The organism is Actinomycetota bacterium (assembly GCA_016700055.1).
Taxonomy (GTDB): domain Bacteria; phylum Actinomycetota; class Acidimicrobiia; order Acidimicrobiales; family Ilumatobacteraceae; genus Kalu-18.
The window spans coordinates 455495-474993 of record CP064997.1 but is presented as its reverse complement, the minus strand read 5'-3'; the positions used below and the strand labels follow the sequence as shown (position 1 = coordinate 474993).

Here is a 19499-nt window from a genome sequence, read left to right as displayed (position 1 = left end):
GACGGCGAGCGACCGCGACGGTCGCTCAGGCCGGCTCGCGGCGCAACGCCTGCACGTCGGGGCGCCGGCAGATCGCGGCGAGCTCCGGGGCAGCGTCGATCATCTGCGCGAGCGTCTCCCCAGGGTGCTGCGCCCCGCGCGCCGTGTGCAGCCAGCGCACGGCGAGGTCGTGGTCGCCGAGGGCGGCGACGCTGCGTGCCACCGCGACAGCGCCTGTAGCCGTCGGCGAGCGCGCGAACGAGTCGGCGCCGTACCGGGCCGCTTCCTCGTGCTCGCCCAGCCGGCGTAGCACGTCGACGAGGACGTGCTCTGCGAAGCGGTTGCCGCGCGGCATCGGGATGGGGAGCAAGGCGCGCACCGCGGCCAGCGACCCGAGCGGCGCGGCGTCAGGCGGCCACCACCACCCCCCGGCGCCGAACGCCGCGCTGCTCGCGAGGTCGGCCGAGATCAGTGCCCGTGCGCCGTCAGCGTCGCCCGCCGCCAGCAGCTCGTGGGAACGCCACCAGGGTGAAGGCACCTGGCCTGCGGACATCGGGGCGGTCCGCCCGGTGCTCCAAAGGCGTGCCTCGGCGTGCGCGGCGATCTCCTGAGCGCGGGCCAGTTCGCGTGTCCGCACGGCGGGATCCTGCTGGCGGTCGGCCGACAACGCCTGGAGCTGGAGGACGAGCAGGATCGCGGCGAAGGCGGCGAAGGGGCGCCCGGAGTCGCTCGACACCAGCGCGACGAGCGCGATGAGCGTGACGGGCAGGCTGAGCGTGGTGACCAGGCGCCTACCGCGGCCGGGGGCGACGAGGTCGAGTGCCTCGGCAACGATCGTGCCGCCGTCGAGGGGAAGCACCGGCAACAGGTTGAACGCGCCGAGAGCCGGTCCTGCCCACCAGATCGCGATCGCGGCGCTGGATGCGGAGACGTCGGGCCGGGCGAGGGGGTCGATCCCCATCGCGACCAGGACGGCGATGCCGAGCACGATCTGAGATGCCGGCCCGGCCAGCGCGATGCCCGCCCGCTCGATCCTGCGCAGCGGGCGAGTGGGCTGGAACGACGCGTACCCGGCCATGAAGTCGAGCGAGATCTCGGCGCGGGCACCTGTGGCGCGGGCGGCGAAGGCATGGCCGAGCTCGTGGGTCAGGGTGAACGCCGTTATCGCCCCGGCGAGCCACAGGCCGACCTCCAGCCGGTTGACCATCACGATCAGCAGCATGAACACGAAGAAGCCCGGGCGCACGTGGACGCGGAACCCGAAAAGCCGCATTGCCTCGATCCTACGGGCAGCCCTCGCAGGTCGGGTCGCCCCCTACACTTGACCGCCGTGCCGTACCTCTACAGCTTCGACCACAAGCACCGCCGCGCCCCGATGGAGATGAAGGATCTTCTCGGTGGCAAGGGGGCGAACCTCGCCGAGATGACCAGTGTGCTGAAGCTGCCGGTCCCCCCCGGCTTCACGATCACCACCGACGCGTGCCGCGCGTACATGCACGGCGGCTGGCCGGCGTCGCTCGACGAGGAGATCGCTAAGCAGGTCTTCCGGCTGGAGAAGAAGATGGGCCGCAAGCTCGGCGACCCGTTCGATCCCTTGCTCGTCTCGGTGCGCTCCGGGGCCAAGTTCTCGATGCCCGGGATGATGGACACCGTGCTCAACCTCGGTCTCAACAACGAGAGCGTCAAGGGTCTGGCCAACGTCACCTCCGACGAGCGGTTCGCCTACGACTCGTACCGCCGCTTCATCGCGATGTACGGCCGGATCGTGCTCGGCATCGACGGCGAGCTGTTCGATCACCCGCTCGAGCAGGCGAAGAGCACCGTGGGGGCGAAGTCGGACGCCGAGCTGAGCGCCGAGACGCTGCGCGACCTGTGCGAGCAGTACCAACAGGTCGTCAAGAAGGTCACCGGCCAGCCGTTCCCGCAGAAGCCGCGTGAGCAGCTGCGGGGCGCGATCGAAGCCGTGTTCCGCAGCTGGAACGGCGCGCGGGCCATCGCCTACCGGGTGCGCGAGAAGATCAGCCACGAGCTCGGCACCGCGGTGAACGTCCAGACGATGGTCTTCGGCAACCGCGACGACAACTCCGGCACGGGCGTCGGCTTCACCCGCAACGCGGCGACGGGTGAGAACGTGCCGTACGGCGACTTCTTGGTGAACGCGCAGGGCGAAGACGTGGTCGCCGGCATCCGCAACACCGAAGACCTCGACCACCTCGGCCTGCACTTCCCCGAGATCAAGACCGAGCTGATCGAGATCTTCGGCCGGCTCGAAGCGCACTACCGCGACATGTGCGACACCGAGTTCACGATCGAGCAGGGCAAGCTCTGGATGCTCCAGACCCGCGTCGGCAAGCGCACCGGCTCCGCTGCGCTGCGCATGGCGGTGGAGATGACGAAGACCACCAAGGGGACCGGTGGCGCCAAGTGGAAGATCTCGAAGGAAGAAGCCGTCGGGCGGGTAGCGGCCGAACACCTCGACCAGGTGCTGCACCCGCAGTTCGCCAGCACGAACCTGAAGGTGATCGCGAAGGGTCTCGCCGCTTCGCCGGGCGCCGCCGTCGGCAAGGTGTACTTCACCGCTGACGACGCCGACGACGCCGCGCTGCGCGGCGAGGCCGTCATCTTGGTGCGCAGCGAGACGAGCCCCGAAGACGTCCACGGGATGATGGTGGCGAAGGGGATCCTCACCGCGCGGGGCGGTCTCGTCAGCCATGCGGCGGTCGTCGCGCGCGGCTGGGGCACGCCTGCCGTGGTCGGAGCAGAGGCGATCCGCATCGAAGGCAAGCAGTTCAGCGTCCGCGACGTCGTCGTGAAGGAAGGAGACGTCATCTCGATCGACGGCACGACTGGCAACGTCGTGCTCGGCGAGGTGGCGCTGTCGGCGGCGGAACCTCCCCCCGAGTTCCACACGATCCTGCATTGGGCCGACCAGATCCGCGCGGGTGAGCTGGCTGTCCGGGCGAACGCCGACACCGGTGACGACGCCCGCAACGCGCGTGAGATGGGCGCGGCCGGCATCGGCCTCTGCCGCACCGAGCACATGTTCCTCGCCCCCGATCGCCTGCCGGTGGTGCGCCGGATGATCCTCGCGAAGACCGAGGCCGACGAGGCCGACGCGCTGGAAGAGCTGCGCAAGGTGCAGAAGGAGGACTTCGTCGCGATCTTGGAGGCGATGGACGGCCTGCCGGTGACGGTGCGCCTGCTCGACCCGCCGCTGCACGAGTTCTTGCCCCGCGTCGACGAGCTGGAGGTGAAAGAGGCGACGTCGGGTCTATCGGCGGAGGAGAAGCAGCTGCTGTCGGCGGCGAGGGAGTGGAGCGAGTTCAACCCGATGCTCGGCACCCGGGGGGTGCGCCTCGGCGTGGTCAAGCCCGGGCTCTACGCGATGCAGGTGCGGGCGCTCATGGAAGCCGCGGCCGAGCGCGTCGCGGCAGGGGGCAAGCCGGTGATCGAAGTGATGATCCCGCTGACCGTCACCCGCGAAGAGCTTGCACTTGCTCGTAGCTGGGTAGAAGAGGCCATCGCCGAGACCACGAAGACCGCGAAGCGCAAGCCGAAGGTGACCATCGGCACGATGATCGAGACGCCGCGCGCCGCGATCCGTGCCGACGAGATCGCCGAGGTGTCCGATTTCTTCAGCTTCGGCACCAACGACTTGACGCAGATGACGTTCGGCTTCAGCCGCGACGACGTCGAGAGCCGGATGATGCCGGCGTACCTCGAACAGGGGCTGCTGAAGCGGAACCCGTTCGAGACCATCGACCAGAGTGGCGTCGGTGAGCTCGTCGAGATGGGCGTCCAGCGTGGCCGCAAGGTGAAGCCCGATCTGAAGATCGGCGTCTGCGGCGAACACGGGGGAGACCCCGAGTCGATCGATCTCTTCTACCGCGTCGGCCTCGACTACGTGAGCTGCTCACCGTTCCGCGTCCCGATCGCCCGGCTCGCCGCAGCTCAGGCCGTCCTTGGCGCCCGCGGGGGAGCCAAGAGCGAGACCCGATGACACTGCCGGCCGGCCTGATCGCGGCCACCTCCGACGACAACTTCGTCTCGCTCGACGTCCCGGGATGGGCGTGGGTGGCGCTGATCGCGTTCATCGTGTTCCTCCTCGTGATCGACCTGGTGGTCGTGCACAAGGAGGCGCACGAGATCAACACGCGCGAGGCGGCGATCGAGTCCGTGGCGTGGATCTCGGTGGGGCTCGGGTTCACGCTCGTCGTCTGGTGGGCGTTCAGCGGTGCCGCCGCGGGCGAATACGTGAGCGGCTACCTCATCGAGAAGAGCCTGAGCGTCGACAACGTCTTCGTGTGGGCGCTCATCTTCAGCTACTTCAAGGTCCCGCCCCGCTACCAGCACCGAGTCCTCTTCTGGGGCATCTTCGGCGCGCTCGTGATGCGCGCGATCTTCATCTTCGCCGGAGTGGCACTGATCGAGCGCTTCGATTGGGTGCTGTACGTCTTCGGCGCGTTCTTGCTGTTCACCGCGTTGCGGCTGATCTTCGGTGACCAGGACGAGATCGACCCTTCGTCGAGCAAGTTCCTGAAGTTGGTCAACCGGCTCGTGCCGTCGACCGACCAGCTCGACGGCCAGAAGCTCTTCACCCGGGTCAACGGCAAACGCCTGGCCACACCGCTGTTCGCGATCTTGCTGCTCGTCGAGTTCACCGACGTGCTCTTCGCCGTCGACAGCGTGCCGGCCGTGCTCGCGGTGAGCCGCGAGGAGTTCATCGTGTTCTCCTCGAACGCCTTCGCGATCCTCGGGTTGCGCGCCCTCTACTTCCTGCTCGCCGACGCCCACGCGCGGTTCAGCTACCTGAAGGAGGGGCTGGCGATCATCCTCGCCTTCGTCGGGGTGAAGATGATCATCCACCGCTGGTACCACATGCCGACGTGGCTGTCGCTGACGGTGATCACGATCGTGCTGATCGCCGCGATCGGCTTCTCGTTGCGGGCCGAGCCCCGCCGCGGGAAGGTCGACACGATCGAGATCCCTGGCGAGGAAGAACCGCTCCCGCCACCACACGAGCGCTAGGGCGCGGACGGGCCTCGGTAGCCTCGTCGTAGATGGCGATCGTGGACGAGGACATCGAGCGGGTGCGCGTCGCCTCGTCGATCGTCGACGTCATCCAGCAGTACGTGGCGCTGCGCCGTGTGGGGCGGAACTGGGTCGGGCTGTGCCCGTTCCACGCCGAGAAGTCCGGCTCGTTCAACGTGCGTGAGGAGACCGGGCGGTACAAGTGCTTCGGCTGCGGGGCCGGAGGTGACGTGTTTCGCTTCGTCCAAGACATCGAGCACGTCGACTTCGTCGGGTCGGTCGAGCACCTCGCCGGGAAGGCGGGCATCCAGCTCCACTACACGACCGGCGGTGAGAACCGAGACCGCCAACGCCGCAACAAGCTGTTCGACGCGATGGGCCAGGCCGTCGCCTGGTACCACGAGCGCCTGCTCACCGGCGCCGATGCCCGCCCGGCCCGTGAGTACCTGCGGTCCCGGGGGCTGTCCGGCGACGTCGCCCGGACGTACCAGCTCGGTTGGGCACCCGACGACTGGGACGCGCTCAGCCGCGGCCTCGGCGCCCCCGCCGACATGCTGCACGACTGCGGCCTGGCGTTCACGAACAAGCGCGGCAGGCTGCAGGACTCGTTCCGGGCGAGGGTGATGTTCCCGATCTTCACCGACGCCGGTCAGGCGGTGGCCTTCGGAGGGCGGGTGCTGCCGGGCAGCACCGACCCGGCGAAGTACAAGAACTCACCCGAGACCAAGATCTACGCGAAGTCGAAGACGCTCTACGGGCTGAACTGGGCGAAGGCCGACATCGTCAATGCGGACCAGGTGGTCGTGTGCGAGGGCTACACCGACGTGATCGGGTTCCACCGCGCCGGTGTGCCCCGGGCGGTGGCCACCTGCGGCACGGCGTTGACCGAGGACCACGTGCGCATGCTGAAGCGGTTCGCGAGCAAGGTCGTACTGGCGTTCGACGCCGACGCCGCCGGGCAGGGGGCCGCGGAGCGGTTCTACGAGTGGGAGCGCAAGCACGAGGTGCAGGTGAGCGTGGCCCAGTTCCCGGGTGGGCGCGATCCTGGTGACCTCGCGTCCACCGATCCCGCCGCGCTGCCCGCGGCGGTCGCGGGCGCGCTGCCCTTTCTCGGGTTCCGCCTGAACCGCGTCCTCTCCGGCGCGCCGATCCGCACACCGGAAGAGCGCGCCCGCCTGGCCGAGAAGGCGATGGCCGTCGTCAACGAGCATCCCGACGTGAACGTCCGCAAGATCTATGCCGGCCAGGTGGCCTCCCACGTGTCGATGCCCGTGGCCGACATGGTGAAGGTGGCCGAGCGGCGCACGGGCCGTCCGGTCATCGCCGCGTCGCCGCCGCGGCGGGTCTCCGGTGGGGAGAGCGCCGAGTTCGTCGCCATCGCGCTGCTGCTGCACCGCTGGAACGACATCGCGCCCTCGCTCGTCGAGGCCCTGTTCGCCACCGACGTCCATCGCCGGGCCTTCCTGGCGCTCGCCGAGACCGGGGGTGATCTCGCTCGCGCGCTCGACGTCGCCGATCCCGAGGCGAGGGAGCTGCTCGAGCGGGCAGCCGTCGCCGACGTCGACGCCGATCCCGAGGCCGAGGTGCGCAATCTGATCGGCGCCGCGGTGCGCCGGGAGCTCACCCAGCGGGTGAAGATCACCGATCCGGACGCCATCCGGGAAGATCGTGAGGCCCGCCTTCGCCTCGAACAGCTCGACGAGCCACATACCGGGGCGCCGGCGGTCGACTGGTTGCTAAGTTGGCTGGACCGACGGCACGAGGAGTCCGCTTGACGGGGGCAGCACGTACTCCAGTTGAGGCGCCGTATCCCAGCGTCGATCCTGGTGAGTGGGGGGCGCTGCTCGCCCGCGGCCGCGTCTCGGGCATCGTCCACGCCGAGTCGGTCACCCACACGTTCCGCCACGTCGAGCTCACGAGCGACGTGATCGCCCACATCGTGGCGCTGCTCGCCACCGAGGGGATCGAGATCGACGAGGCGCTCGACGAACAAGGTGAGGAGCATGGCGACGAGACGCCCTCCACGGGCCGTGATCGGCCGGTCGCGGCGTCCGACGCCGAGCTGACCGCGGCGGTCGACCAGCGCCTACGTCGCCGGCGGATGCTGCGCTCGTCCGAGCGCGGCGAGGTGACGTCGACGAACGACACGGTGCGGATGTACCTGAGGGAGATCGGCCGGGTCAGCCTGCTCACCGCCGAGGACGAGCGCCACCTCGCGCAGTGCATCGAGGAGGGCCACCTCGCCGGAGCGAGCCTCGACGCCGAGCCCCCGCCGGAGGGAGCAGATCGCCGCCGCCTGTTGCGCGAGGTGCAGCGCGGCCAGGAGGCGAAGAGCGAGCTGATCCAGGCCAACCTGCGCCTCGTCGTCAGCATCGCGAAGCGCTACGCCGGGCGGGGGATGCTGTTCCTCGACCTCATCCAGGAGGGCAACCTCGGCCTGATGCGGGCAGTCGACAAGTTCGACTACACGAAGGGGTTCAAGTTCTCCACGTACGCGACGTGGTGGATCCGCCAAGCGATCACGAGGGCGATCGCCGACCAGGCGCGCACCATCCGCATCCCCGTGCACATGGTCGAGCACATGAACAGGGTGCTGCGCGTGCAGCGCCAGCTCCACCAAGAGCTCGAGCGGGAGCCCCAGCTCGACGAGCTGGCCGAGAAGTGCGGCATGCCCCCTGACCGCGTGCGCGAGATCCTGCGCATGGCCCAGGATCCGCTCAGCCTCGACTCGCCGGTGGGCGAGGAGGACGAGTCCGCCCTCGGCGAGTTCATCCCCGACGCCGCGGCCGACGCGCCGGTCGACGTGGCGACGCGCAAGATGCTGGTCCGCGCAGTCGAAGAGGCGTTGGCGGAGCTGTCCGAGCGCGAGCAAGAGGTGGTGCGCATGCGTTTCGGTCTCGAAGACGGCCGGGCGCGCACCTTGGAAGAGGTCGGCAAGGAGTTCGGCGTCACCCGTGAGCGCATCCGCCAGATCGAGGCGAAGACGCTGGCCAAGCTCCGCCACCCGCAGCGCAGTCAGAAGCTGAAGGAGTTCCTCGAGGCCGAGTGACCCGGTCGCCGGGCAGTGGGTAGCCTCGATCCGGTGACCGAAGTCGGCCGAGCGCGCAGCTACGTGGTGCGCACCTTCGGGTGCCAGATGAACGAGCACGACTCCGAGCGCATCGCCGGTGTGCTCGAGCTGGACGGCTTGCATGCTGCCGCCGACGAGGCCGACGCCGACCTCGTCGTGCTCAACACCTGCTGCATCCGCGAGAACGCCGACAACAAGCTGTACGGCAACCTCGGCCTCCTGAAGCGGTGGAAGGAAGAGCGCGAGGGCCGCCAGATCGTCGTCGCCGGCTGTCTCGCGCAGAAGGACCGTGACCTCGTGCGTGCCCGGGCGCCGTACGTCGACGTCGTGCTCGGCACCCACAACGTGCATCGCACCGGCGAGCTGGTGGCAGCGGCGCGCATGCGCGGTCCGATCACCGAGATCTTCGACGAAGCGGTGGTCGACGATCACGCCCTCTTCCCGTCTGCACTGCCGGCGAAGCGGGAGACCTCGTACAACGCGTGGGTGACGATCCAGATCGGTTGCGACAACAAGTGCGCGTTCTGCATCGTGCCTGCCGTGCGCGGGGCCGAGGCGAGCCGGCCGTTCGACGACGTCGTCGCCGAGGTCGAGGCGCTCGCCGCCGAGGGTGTCACCGAGGTGACCCTGCTCGGCCAGAACGTCAACTCGTACGGACGCGACCTACAGCTCGCCGCCCGCCAGGCGGGCCGTGCCGTACGGGTGCGCCCGCTGTTCGCCGACCTGCTGCGGGCCGCGGGGGCGGTGCCCGGCATCCGCCGCGTGCGCTTCACGAGCCCCCACCCGAAGGACATGTCGGTAGACACCCTCGCGGCCATGGCCGATACCCCGGCCGCGTGTGAGCACCTGCACTACCCGCTGCAAGCCGGCAGTGACCGCGTGCTGGCGGCGATGCACAGGGGTTACACCGCCGAGCGCTACCTCGAGCGCCTCGCCGACGCGCGCCGTCTGGTGCCGGACCTGGCCGTGTCGACCGACGTCATCGTCGGCTTCCCCGGCGAGACCGACGACGACTTCGAGCGCACACTCGAGGTGGTCGCCACAGCCGAGTACGACTACGCCTACACGTTCGTCTTCTCCCCGCGCCCGGGGACCGAGGCGGCGTCGATGGAGGACCGGTTCGTCGACCCGGCCGTGGCCGCCGAGCGCTTCTCCCGGCTGCGCGTCGTCGTCGAGCGCAGCGCCCTCGCGAAGCACCGGGCGCGCGTCGGCCGGCTGGAAGAGGTACTCGTCGAGGGGCCGTCCAAGAAGGACGCCTCCGTCACGAGTGGGCGCACCCGCCAGGGCAAGTTGGTGCACTTCACGCCGCCGCAGCCGTTGCGCGCCGGTTCGTATGCGATGGTCGAGGTCACCTACGCGGCTCCGCACCACCTCCGCGGCCGTCTCGTGTCGGTGTTGGCCGACCCGGCCCACAAGCTGCGCATCCCCGTCGCAGCGCTCTGAGGCCGGCGATGCGAGTGAGGGCGCCGGTGGCGATCCTCGGCCCGACGGCCAGCGGCAAGTCCGCCGTGGCGATGGCCGCGGCGCGCGCCGTGGAGGGCATCGAGGTGGTGTCGGTCGATTCGATGCAGGTCTACCGAGGAATGGACATCGGCACCGCGAAGGCGACGCCGGCACAGCGCGCTGAGGTGCGTCACCACCTGTTGGACCTGGTCGACCCGTGGGACGAGGTGTCGGTGGCCGACTTCCAGGCCGCCTACCGCGACGCGTTCGCCGAGCTCACCGGCCGTGGTGCCCGCGCCCTGCTCGTCGGCGGCACGGGGCTGTACCTGAGGGCTGTCGTCGACGGGCTGGAGATCCCTCCGCAGTGGCCGACGCATCGGCGCGAGCTGGAGGAAGAGGCGGCGGCGGTCGGGCCCGCGGCACTGCACGCGCGCCTCGCCGCGCTGGACCCGGTGGCTGCTTCGAGGATGGAACCGACGAACACCCGTCGCGTCGTACGAGCGCTCGAGGTGTGCCTCGGCAGCGGTCGCCGGTTCAGCTCGTTCGGGCCGGGGCTCGACACGTATCCGTCCACCGACGTGGTGCAGATCGCCCTGCGCTGGGATCGCGCCGCACTCGGCGCGCGCATCGACCGGCGAGTGGGCGAGATGATCGCCGCGGGGCTGCTCGACGAGGTGCGCGCCCTGTTGGCCCATCCCCTAGGGATGTCGCGCACCGCACGGCAGGCGCTCGGCTACAAGGAGCTGATCGGCCACATCGAGGGTCACGTCGGCCTCGACGACGCGGTCGCCGCGATCGCGCAGCGGACCCGCCAGTTCGCGGTCCGCCAAGAGCGGTGGTTCCAGCGCGATCCACGCCTACGCTTCGTCGACGTCGAGAGCGATCCGGTGGCAGAGGCCCTGCCGCAGGTGCTCGCGGCGCTCAGCGATTAGACCCAAGCATGCAGGTCACCCTCACCAAGCACCACGGCCTCGGCAACGACTTCTTGGTCTGCGACACCGGCCAAGCCCTGCCGCGGATCGCCTGGACGGCGCTCGCCCAGCGTTGGTGCGACCGCAAGCGAGGTGTGGGAGCCGACGGACTGCTGACCCTCACGGTCGACCCCGACGACCCCGACCGGCTGACGATGTCGCTGCACAACGCCGACGGCAGCCGCGCCGAGATGAGCGGCAACGGCATTCGGTGTCTCGTGCAGGCCGCGTACCTCGCGCAGCAGCGGGCCGGCGACGCCCGGTTCGTGGTCGCCACGGACGCCGGCGAACGCCGCGTCCACGTGACGCCGCTCGATGCGGCTGCACACACGATCGAGGCCAGTGTCGACATGGGCGCGGTCTCGGGCGGCGAGGAACCCTCCGGCTGGGCTCTCGTCGGCCAGAGCCCCGATCGCCCGGTGGCCCACCTCAGCCTCGGCAACCCGCACACCGTCGTCGCCGTCGACGACGTGGCCGCGGTCCAGCTGGAGGCGATCGGAGCGGTCGTCCCCGACACCAACCTGGAGATCGTCGAGCCCGGCCCGGAGCCGTTCGCGATCACGATGCGCGTGCACGAGCGTGGCGCGGGCGTCACCGAGGCGTGCGGGACGGGTGCCTGCGCGGCGGCCTGGGCAGCCAGCCAGTGGGGGCTGGTCGACGCGGGGACCGAAGAAATCGTCGTGCACATGGACGGTGGAGATGCCAGGGTGCGCATGCACGATCCGGCGGCCGGCCGGGTGACGCTCGTCGGTCCGGCCACGTATGTCGCCACCGTGAGGGTGGCGTGAAGTGAGGTCACGTCCGTGAACAACCCCTACGGCGAGGCGCTCGGCCAGACGCTGATCGAGCGCAGCATCCGGGAGCGCATCGTCCTCGTCGGTGTCACCCTCCCCGGCCACACCGACGGCGAGACCGAAGCGAGCCTCGACGAGCTCGCGCTGCTCGTCGACACCGCCGGCGCCGACGAGGTGGCCCGCGTGGTGCAGCGTCGTGACGCTCCCGACCACACCTGGTACATCGGCAAGGGCAAGGTCGAGGAGCTGAAAGAGCTGTGCCTGGCCGTCGACGCCGACACCGTGGTGTTCGACAACGAGCTGGCGCCGGCCCAGCAGTACAACCTGGAGAAGCTGCTCGGGCGAACTGCGATCGACCGCACGGCGGTGATCCTCGACATCTTCGCCCAGAACGCCCACACCCTCGAGGGCAAGGCCCAGGTCGAGCTCGCCCTGCTGCGCTATCGCTTGCCGCGGCTGCGGCGCGGCGTCAGCGCTCGCTACGCGCAGCAGCGCGGTGGGGTGGGGATGCGCTTCGGCGCCGGCGAGACCAAGCTCGAGGTCGACCGGCGACGGATCATGCGGCGCATCTCCAAGCTGGAGCACGACCTGGAAGAGCTCGGTCGCACGCGGGAGCTGCAGCGCAAGAACCGCAGCCGCAGCGGGCTGTCGGCGGTGACGATCGTCGGCTACACCAACGCCGGCAAGTCCACGCTGTTGAACCGCCTCACGCAGGCCGGCGTGCTGGTGGAGGATCGCCTGTTCGCGACGCTCGATCCGACGACGCGCCGGCTGGCGTTGCCCGGCGGGGAGCCGGTGCTGCTCACCGACACCGTCGGCTTCGTGCAGCGGCTCCCTCACGGGCTGGTCGAAGCGTTCAAGAGCACGCTCGAGGTCGCCACCCAGGCGAGCTACCTGGTGCACGTCGTCGACGCGTCGGCGAGCGACCCCGACCTGCAGATCACGGCCGTGCGCGAGGTGCTGCGCGAGATCGGGGCAGACGCGGTGCCCGAGCTGGTCGTGTTCAACAAGACCGACCTCGATCCCGACGACGCGAAGCGTCTGGTGGAGGATCACCCCGGCTCGGTGGCGATCAGCGCGCTGACGGGGGAGGGCATCGAGGTGCTGCTCCGCACCCTGGCCGACCGCCTGCGGGCGATCTCGCGCGTGGTCGAGCTGCTGGTGCCATACGAGCGCGGTGACGTGCTGGCGGCCATCCACCGCGAGGGTGAGGTCGTCGGCACCACGCACGAGGAGGCCGGTGAGCGGGTCCGCGCTCGGCTCTCCGACGCATCCGTCGGACGTCTCGCCGAGTTCGTGGTTTCGCCGACGTGATCGCAGCGGGCAGCATGGTGCCCGCATGACCGCTGTACCGACGGGCTTCGTCCCCCCGCCTTACCCGTACGACCGGCTCGACCGCTTCGTGCCGCTCGCCGAGGGTCATCCCGGCGGGCTCGTCGACCTGTCTGTCGGCACGCCGTGCGACCCGCCCCCGGCGGCAGCGATCGAAGCACTCGGACACTCCGGCACGGAGCGTGGTTATCCACCGTCGATCGGTTCGCCGGAGCTGCGCGGCGCGTGGCGCAGATGGGTCCGGCGGCGCTTCGACGTCGACGTCGCCGACAACCAGATCGCCGCCTGTGTGGGTACGAAGGAGTTCGTCGCCACGTTGCCCCAGTTGCTGCGGTTGCGCGATCCCGGGCGCGACACGGTGCTCTATCCGGCAGTGTCGTACCCCACGTACGAGATGGGTGCTGTGCTCGCCGGATGCCGCGCCGTCGCTGTACCGCCGTCGGCCGACGGCGGCCTCGACCTGCGTGGCGTCGACGAGGTCGACGCGTCGAGGGCACTCCTGCTCTGGGTGAACAGCCCGAGCAACCCGACCGGTTCGCTCGACGACCTCGGCGCGGCGGCGGCGTGGGGGAGAGCGCGTGGAGTGCCGGTGTTCAGCGACGAGTGCTACGCCGAGTTCACCTGGGACGGTCCGCCGCGCACGATCCTGGAACACGGTACGGAGGGGGTTGTCGCCGTGCACTCGCTGTCGAAGCGCTCCAACCTGGCCGGCCTGCGGGTGGGCGCGTACGCCGGTGACGCCGCTCTCGTCGCGTATCTGTCAGAGGTGCGCAAGCACGTCGGGATGATGGTGCCCGGCCCGGTGCAGGCTGCGGGGGTCGCCGCGCTCGACGACGACGAGCACGTCGGCATCCAGCGAGATCGCTATCGCCGGCGCCTCGAGCAGCTCGCGTCGGTGCTCGGTCGCTGGGCCGGGATCGACGTCGCGTTGCCGCGTGGCGGGTTCTACCTGTGGTTCGACGCCGGCGACGGCTGGCAGTTCGCCGAGCATCTGGCTCGAGAGGGCGGCGCACTCGTCAGTCCCGGTGACTTCTACGGCGCCGGCGGTTCGCGCCACGTGCGGGTCGCCGCGGTGCAGCCCGACGAGCGGATCGAGCTGGTCGCGCAGCGGCTAGGGGCGCAGCGGTGATCCCCGTCGGCCAAGCGGTGCCCGCCGCACGGCGCGCCAGCGCGCTGGTGCCGCTCGGCATCGCGGTTGGCCTGCTCGGCATCGTCGCCGCAGCCGTGCTGTGGATGGCCGCGCTCCGCCGCGACGACGACGCCGTGCGCGGCCTCGCGCGGGCTCCGGCGGGCTGCACGACGACCCTCGAGTTCGACCAGGCAGGGCGCTTCTACGTGTTCGTCGAGACCAGGGGCCGAATCGGCGACCTGGGCGGCTCGTGTGCCAACGACAACCGTGAGTACGACCTGGCCGAGTCACCGGTGGTCGAGCTGGTCCTGTCCGGACCCGAGGGCGAAGTAGCCCTTGCCGACGTGAGCGGACCGCGTTACGACAGCGCGGGCTTCGTCGGGGTGGCCGAGCGAGCCTTCACGGTGAGCGCTCCGGGCACCTACTCGCTCGACGTGAGAGCGAACGACGAGGCGGCAGTCGTCGCGGTCGGCCGTGACGTCACCGAGGCGGGAGGCGCGCTGCGGATGGTCTCGATCGGTGCCGGTGGAGTCGGCGCGGCGCTCGGGCTGTTGCTGGTGCTGCTCGGGCTCAGTCGGCGACCTGCTCGCGGATCGAGCATGCCGGCGACGGGCGGATCTGTCATGCCGGCGACGGGCGGATCCTGGGCCCCGCCCGCCGGCCCCCGCTACGGCTAGTTCAGGCGACGAATCGCCAGCGGGTGGCTCAGAGCCTGCGCATCACCGTGACGACGCGGCCGAAGATGGTGACGTCGTGTGACGCGAACTGCATCGGCTTCATCGTTTCGTTGGAGGGCACCAGCGTGACGACGTCGCCGCGGCGCCGGTAGGTCTTGACGGTCGCCTCTTCGCCGGGGATGCCGGCGACGACGATGTCGCCGTCTTCGGCGGTCGGCTGCTGGCGGGCGACGACGAAGTCGCCGTCGAGGATCGCCGACCCGACCATCGAGTCGCCACGGACCCGCAGCATGAACAGGTCGCCGTCGCCGGTGAAGTCGATCGGCAGAGGGAACAGCTCTTCGACGTTCTCCTGCGCGAGCACGTCGGTGCCGGCCGCGACGTCACCGACGAGCGGCACGTGGCGCGACGGGCGGCGCTCGAACACCGCGCCTGAGTTCGGGTCCCAGCGCACCTCGATCGCGCGGGGCTTGGTGGGGTCACGGCGCAAGAAGCCGGCGCGCTGCAGCCGGGCGAGGTGGTTGTGGACCGTAGACGGCGAGGTCAGCCCGACGGCCTCGCCGATCTCACGCACCGAGGGCGGGTAGCCCCGATCACGCATCGACTGCTCGATGACGTCGAGGATCTGGCGCTGGCGGGCGGTGAGCTGGGCATCGACCATGGACTGCATCGTACGGGTGTTCGCCGCCATTATCAACGATCTTCAAACACTCGTTCCGCCAACACTCGTTCGACGACCTCCTTGACAACGAACGAGCGTTCGCCGTACTGTTGCCGAACAGGCGTTCGGACAAAGTGGTTGTCACACCCCTGCGTCACGCTCTCCCAAAGCCGGCCTTCGGCACCGCAAGAAGAAGGGATCCCCCCAATGGCCATCGCGATCGACCCCCGCTTCGTGATCGAGCTCCAGCCCACCCGAGCCGGGCACCCGAGCGCGGCCACGTATCGGCGTCGGCGCCTGGTCACCCTCTTCGTCGCGGTCGCCCTGCTCGGTGCCCTCCTGCTGGGCGCCGAGTCGGTGCTGGCCGGCCGTGGGGACGGTCCTGCCTCCGTCCCCGCGGCCGGTGCGGCCGGTTCGGCCGGTGCTGAGGGCGCCGTGGTGCGTTACGTCGTGCAGCCCGGCGACACGTTGTGGTCGATCGCCAGGCGCATGTTGGCGCCCGACGAGGCGGCGAAGTGGATCGACGACGTGGTCGCCGCCAACGGCGCCAGCGCGACGATCGATGTCGGCCAGGTGCTGACGCTGCCTGGCTGAGAGAGGAGGTGCAATAGATTCGGCGCCGTGCAGTGCACCGCCTGCCACCACGACGACACCAAGGTGATCGACTCGCGCAGCGCCGACGAGGGCTCCGCGATCCGACGCCGCCGGCAGTGCCCGAGCTGCGGGCACCGCTTCACGACCTACGAGCGGGTCGAGGAGCAGCTGCTGACGGTGCTGAAGAGCCACGGCGGGCGTGAGCCCTTCGACCGGGCCAAGATCGTCACCGGCCTCCGCGCCGCCTGCAAGGGCCGCCCGGTCAGCCTGGAGACGATCGACGGCTTGGCAGAAAGCGTCGAGGAGGAGCTACGTCTCGCCGGGCGCGCTGAGCTGACGAGTGTTGAGGTCGGCCTGGCGGTGCTCGAACGGCTGAGGGCGCTCGACGAGGTCGCCTACCTGCGCTTCGCCAGCGTCTACAAGAGCTTCGACGCGGCAGAGGACTTCTGGCGGGAGGCGGCCTTGCTCGTCAAGCACGACCCGCCGACCACGTAGCGAACACCTCCGGCTCGTTTTCCACAGAATCCCCCCGCAATTCACAGCCTTGTCCCCTTCCTCCCCACAGGGAGGATTGCGTACGGTTCATGACGCAATGGCTGCGGTGCGGTGACATGGCTGATGGGCGGCGGACCTGGGGGAGACCACCCATGCCACGCTGCCTGGGACGGGGTGTCCTGAACCTGTGCTCGCCGCACCGCAGCCACGGTGGTGCTCCCCGGCGGGCTCACGTGACGATCTCGCGTCAGCCCGTCGGAGATCGTTGACAGCGCTGTAACTACAGTGCTGTAATCTTCCCACTTCTTGTGTGGGGATCTCGTCCAAGGGGGCTCGATCCACCACATCTTGTGGTTCACTGTTCGAAGGAGCATCACCTCATGTCCCTCGCCCCTGACCGTCTCGGCATCGGCATCGGCCGTCATTTCACCTCCCCCGGTCAGCATCCCTACGACCAGGTGGCGTGGGAGCGTCGTGACGCGCGCATCTCCAACTGGAAGGACTCCACGGTCGCGTTTGAGCAGCTCGACGTCGAGTTCCCGACGACGTGGTCGCTCAACGCGACCAACATCGTCGCCCAGAAGTACTTCCGCGGCACCCTCGGGACCCCCGAGCGCGAATCGTCGCTGCGCCAGGTGATCGACCGCGTCGCCGACACGATCACCGCATGGGGCGTCGAGGGCGGGTACTTCGTCGACACCGCCGAGGCAGAGTCCTTCCGCGACGAGCTGAAGCTGATCCTCGTCACCCAGCGGGCGGCCTTCAACAGCCCGGTGTGGTTCAACATCGGCGTCGCGGGAGTGCCTCAGCAGGCCAGCGCGTGCTTCATCCTCGCCGTCGAGGACAAGATGACCGCGATCTTGAACTGGTACCGCGAAGAGGGGATCATCTTCAAGGGCGGGTCCGGCTCGGGCATCAACTTGTCCAAGATCCGCTCCAGCTACGAACCGCTCGAGGGCGGCGGCACGGCGAGCGGCCCGGTCAGCTTCATGCGTGGCGCCGACGCCTCGGCAGGCACGATCAAGTCCGGCGGCAAGACACGCCGCGCGGCGAAGATGGTCATCTTGAACGTCGACCATCCCGACGTCGAGGACTTCGTGTGGTGCAAGGCGCGCGAAGAGCGCAAGGCGCGCGTCCTGCGCGATGCCGGCTTCGACATGGATCTCGACGGGATCGACTCGTACTCGGTCCAGTACCAGAACGCGAACAACTCGGTGAGGGTCACCGACGAGTTCATGCAAGCCGTGCTCGCCGACGCCGACTGGAACCTCACGGCGGTCACCACCGGCGAGACCGTCCGCACCGTGCGGGCGCGTGAGCTGTGGCGAGAGATCGCCCAGGCTTCTTGGGAATGCGCCGACCCCGGCATGCAGTTCGACACCACCATCAACAAGTGGCACACCGCGCACGCCACAGGGCGGATCAACGGCTCCAACCCGTGCAGCGAGTACATGCACCTCGACAACTCGGCGTGCAACCTGGCTTCGATCAACCTGCTCAAGTACCTGGGCGAGGACGGCTCGTTCGACGTCGACGCCTACCGCCACACGATCGAGGTCATCTTCACCGCTCAAGAGATCCTCGTCGGGCGTGCCGACTACCCGACCGAAAAGATCGCCGAGACCAGCCGCCAGTTCCGCCAGCTCGGCATCGGGTACGCGAACCTCGGCGCCACGCTGATGGCACTCGGCCTGCCCTACGACTCCGTCGATGGGCGTGCGTGGGCGGGTGCGCTCACCTCGCTGATGACCGGCCACGCGTACGCGACCAGCGCTCGCATCGCGAGCAGGATGGGCCCCTTCGCCGGGTTCGCCGACAACGAGCGGCACATGTTGAACGTGTTGCGCATGCACCGTGACGCCACCCACGACATCGAGGCCGCCGACGCGGTGCCTGCGAACCTGATTGCCGCGGCGCACGAGTCGTGGGCGTCGGCGGTGCGTGACGGCGAGGAGTACGGCGTGCGCAACAGCCAGGCCAGCGTGCTCGCGCCGACCGGAACCATCGGACTGATGATGGACTGCGACACCACCGGAGTCGAGCCCGATCTCGGGCTCGTGAAGCTGAAGAAGCTCGTCGGCGGCGGCACGATGTCGATCGTCAACCAGACGCTGCCGCGGGCGTTGCGCAAGCTCGGCTACACCGCTCGTCAGGTCGACGAGATCGTCGGCTACGTCGACATCCACAAGTCGATCGTCGGCGCACCCCACCTCGACCCCTCCCACCTCGCGGTGTTCGCCTGCTCGATGGGCGACAACACCATCCACTACGAGGGCCACGTGCGCATGATGGGAGCCGTGCAGCCGTTCATCTCCGGCGCCATCTCGAAGACCGTCAACATGCCCGAGGAGGCCACGGTCGAAGACGTCGAGGCCCTGCACCTGCTGTCGTGGCAGCTCGGGCTGAAGGCGGTGGCCATCTACCGCGACAACTGCAAGGTCGCCCAGCCTCTGTCGACCGCGAAGAAGGACTCCGCACAGGCCACCTCCGGTGCCGAGGTCGTCGAGCGGGTGGTCGAAAAGATCGTCGAGCGCGAGCGCATCGTCGCCCGGCCGATGCGTCTCAAGCTGCCGCGCAGCCGTCGCGGGCGCACGTTCGAGTTCCGCGTCGCGGACTGCAAGGGCTTTGCCACCATCGGCGAATACGAGGACGGTCGTCCCGGCGAGGTGTTCCTCACCGTGTCGAAGCAGGGCTCGACGCTGAGCGGCATCATGGACGCATTCGCGAAGAGCATCAGCTACGGCTTGCAGTACGGCGTGCCGCTGAAGGCCTTCGTCGAGGCGTTCACGAACATGCGCTTCGAGCCCGCCGGCATGACCGACGATCCCGACATCCGCTTCGCGTCGTCGATCCTCGACTACCTGTTCCGCCGCCTGGCACTCGAGTACCTGAACTACGACGAGCGTGCCGAGCTCGGCATCTTCACCGTCGACGAGCGCCTGCAGCCGACGCTGCCCGGCGTCGAGGAGTCCGTGATCGAGAACGCGATGGGCCACGAGGTGGTCGCCGACCCGAAGAGCGTGCCCTCGGCCGACGAGCTCGTGCAGCAGATGCGCGACGGCTCGCTGCCGGCCACCCCCGAGGACAACACGCCCGCCCGCGGTGTCGTGCGCCAGAGCGACGCACCGATCTGCATGCAGTGCGGGGTGCAGATGGTGCGTGCGGGTAGCTGCCACGCCTGCCCGAGCTGCGGTAACACCAGCGGCTGCAGCTGAGGCGCCCACCCGGCGAGGTCCCGGCGCGGCCTGCGGGTCAAGCCGGGGTGGATCGGTGCCGATACAGGCTGCATGAGTCAAGCGTCGCGGCGGACTCGCTCGCGCTCC

The 19499-nt window shown here is 69.5% G+C and carries 15 protein-coding genes; 13 read left to right on the top strand and 2 right to left on the bottom strand.

All coding sequences use genetic code 11. The features are described 5' to 3' along the window. Positions 1–25: 25 nt before the first annotated feature. The gene (locus IPM43_02310) at positions 26–1201 is read right to left on the bottom strand and encodes a hypothetical protein (protein QQS25248.1); all 1176 of its coding nucleotides are present in this window, start codon (positions 1199–1201) and stop codon (positions 26–28) included. On the opposite strand from IPM43_02310, the gene IPM43_02305 reads away from it, so the two are divergent. The 10 genes from IPM43_02305 to IPM43_02260 all read left to right on the top strand — a co-directional run bounded on the left by IPM43_02305 (position 1109) and on the right by IPM43_02260 (position 14426). Beyond that, a complete protein-coding gene (locus IPM43_02305) occupies positions 1109–3979 on the top strand; it encodes a pyruvate, phosphate dikinase (protein QQS25247.1) in 2871 nt (956 codons plus the stop codon). The two genes, IPM43_02310 and IPM43_02305, sit on opposite strands and share 93 nt — an antisense overlap. Next, positions 3976–5007, top strand: coding sequence for a TerC family protein (locus IPM43_02300; GenBank protein ID QQS25246.1), 1032 nt, complete (start codon positions 3976–3978; stop codon positions 5005–5007). Before IPM43_02305 ends, IPM43_02300 begins: the two co-directional genes overlap by 4 nt. Before the next feature lie 32 nt (positions 5008–5039). After that, positions 5040–6785: a DNA primase gene (locus IPM43_02295; protein ID QQS25245.1), complete on the top strand. Its 1746-nt coding sequence runs from the start codon at positions 5040–5042 to the stop codon at positions 6783–6785. Next, complete coding sequence (gene rpoD / locus IPM43_02290) at positions 6782–8059, top strand: RNA polymerase sigma factor RpoD (protein ID QQS25244.1); 1278 nt, start codon at positions 6782–6784, stop codon at positions 8057–8059. The genes IPM43_02295 and rpoD overlap by 4 nt, the downstream gene beginning before the upstream one ends. An 87-nt stretch (positions 8060–8146) precedes the next feature. After that, positions 8147–9523 carry a tRNA (N6-isopentenyl adenosine(37)-C2)-methylthiotransferase MiaB gene (gene miaB / locus IPM43_02285; protein ID QQS26293.1) on the top strand — a complete coding sequence of 459 codons (1377 nt, stop codon included), beginning with the start codon at positions 8147–8149 and terminating at the stop codon, positions 9521–9523. A gap of 8 nt (positions 9524–9531) precedes the next feature. Continuing rightward, entirely contained in the window at positions 9532–10455 is a 924-nt protein-coding gene (miaA, locus tag IPM43_02280) for a tRNA (adenosine(37)-N6)-dimethylallyltransferase MiaA (protein ID QQS25243.1), read from the top strand. A gap of 8 nt (positions 10456–10463) precedes the next feature. Next, positions 10464–11282, top strand: coding sequence for a diaminopimelate epimerase (dapF, locus tag IPM43_02275; GenBank protein QQS25242.1), 819 nt, complete (start codon positions 10464–10466; stop codon positions 11280–11282). Between the two features lie 15 nt (positions 11283–11297). Further along, positions 11298–12602: a GTPase HflX gene (hflX, locus tag IPM43_02270; protein ID QQS25241.1), complete on the top strand. Its 1305-nt coding sequence runs from the start codon at positions 11298–11300 to the stop codon at positions 12600–12602. A gap of 25 nt (positions 12603–12627) precedes the next feature. Next, complete coding sequence (locus IPM43_02265; GenBank protein ID QQS25240.1) at positions 12628–13749, top strand: succinyldiaminopimelate transaminase; 1122 nt, start codon at positions 12628–12630, stop codon at positions 13747–13749. Then, positions 13746–14426, top strand: coding sequence for a hypothetical protein (locus tag IPM43_02260; protein QQS25239.1), 681 nt, complete (start codon positions 13746–13748; stop codon positions 14424–14426). Before IPM43_02265 ends, IPM43_02260 begins: the two co-directional genes overlap by 4 nt. A 28-nt stretch (positions 14427–14454) precedes the next feature. Here the strand turns inward: IPM43_02260 and lexA are convergent, their stop codons facing one another. Beyond that, entirely contained in the window at positions 14455–15087 is a 633-nt protein-coding gene (gene lexA, locus IPM43_02255; protein QQS25238.1) for a transcriptional repressor LexA, read from the bottom strand. Between the two features lie 207 nt (positions 15088–15294). Between lexA and IPM43_02250 the strand changes: the two genes are divergently transcribed. The 3 genes from IPM43_02250 to IPM43_02240 all read left to right on the top strand — a co-directional run bounded on the left by IPM43_02250 (position 15295) and on the right by IPM43_02240 (position 19391). Beyond that, entirely contained in the window at positions 15295–15681 is a 387-nt protein-coding gene (locus IPM43_02250; GenBank protein QQS25237.1) for a LysM peptidoglycan-binding domain-containing protein, read from the top strand. Between the two features lie 27 nt (positions 15682–15708). Then, positions 15709–16176 carry a transcriptional repressor NrdR gene (gene nrdR / locus IPM43_02245; protein QQS25236.1) on the top strand — a complete coding sequence of 156 codons (468 nt, stop codon included), beginning with the start codon at positions 15709–15711 and terminating at the stop codon, positions 16174–16176. A 380-nt stretch (positions 16177–16556) separates the two neighbouring features. Continuing rightward, positions 16557–19391 carry a vitamin B12-dependent ribonucleotide reductase gene (locus tag IPM43_02240; protein QQS25235.1) on the top strand — a complete coding sequence of 945 codons (2835 nt, stop codon included), beginning with the start codon at positions 16557–16559 and terminating at the stop codon, positions 19389–19391. Positions 19392–19499 lie beyond the last annotated feature (108 nt).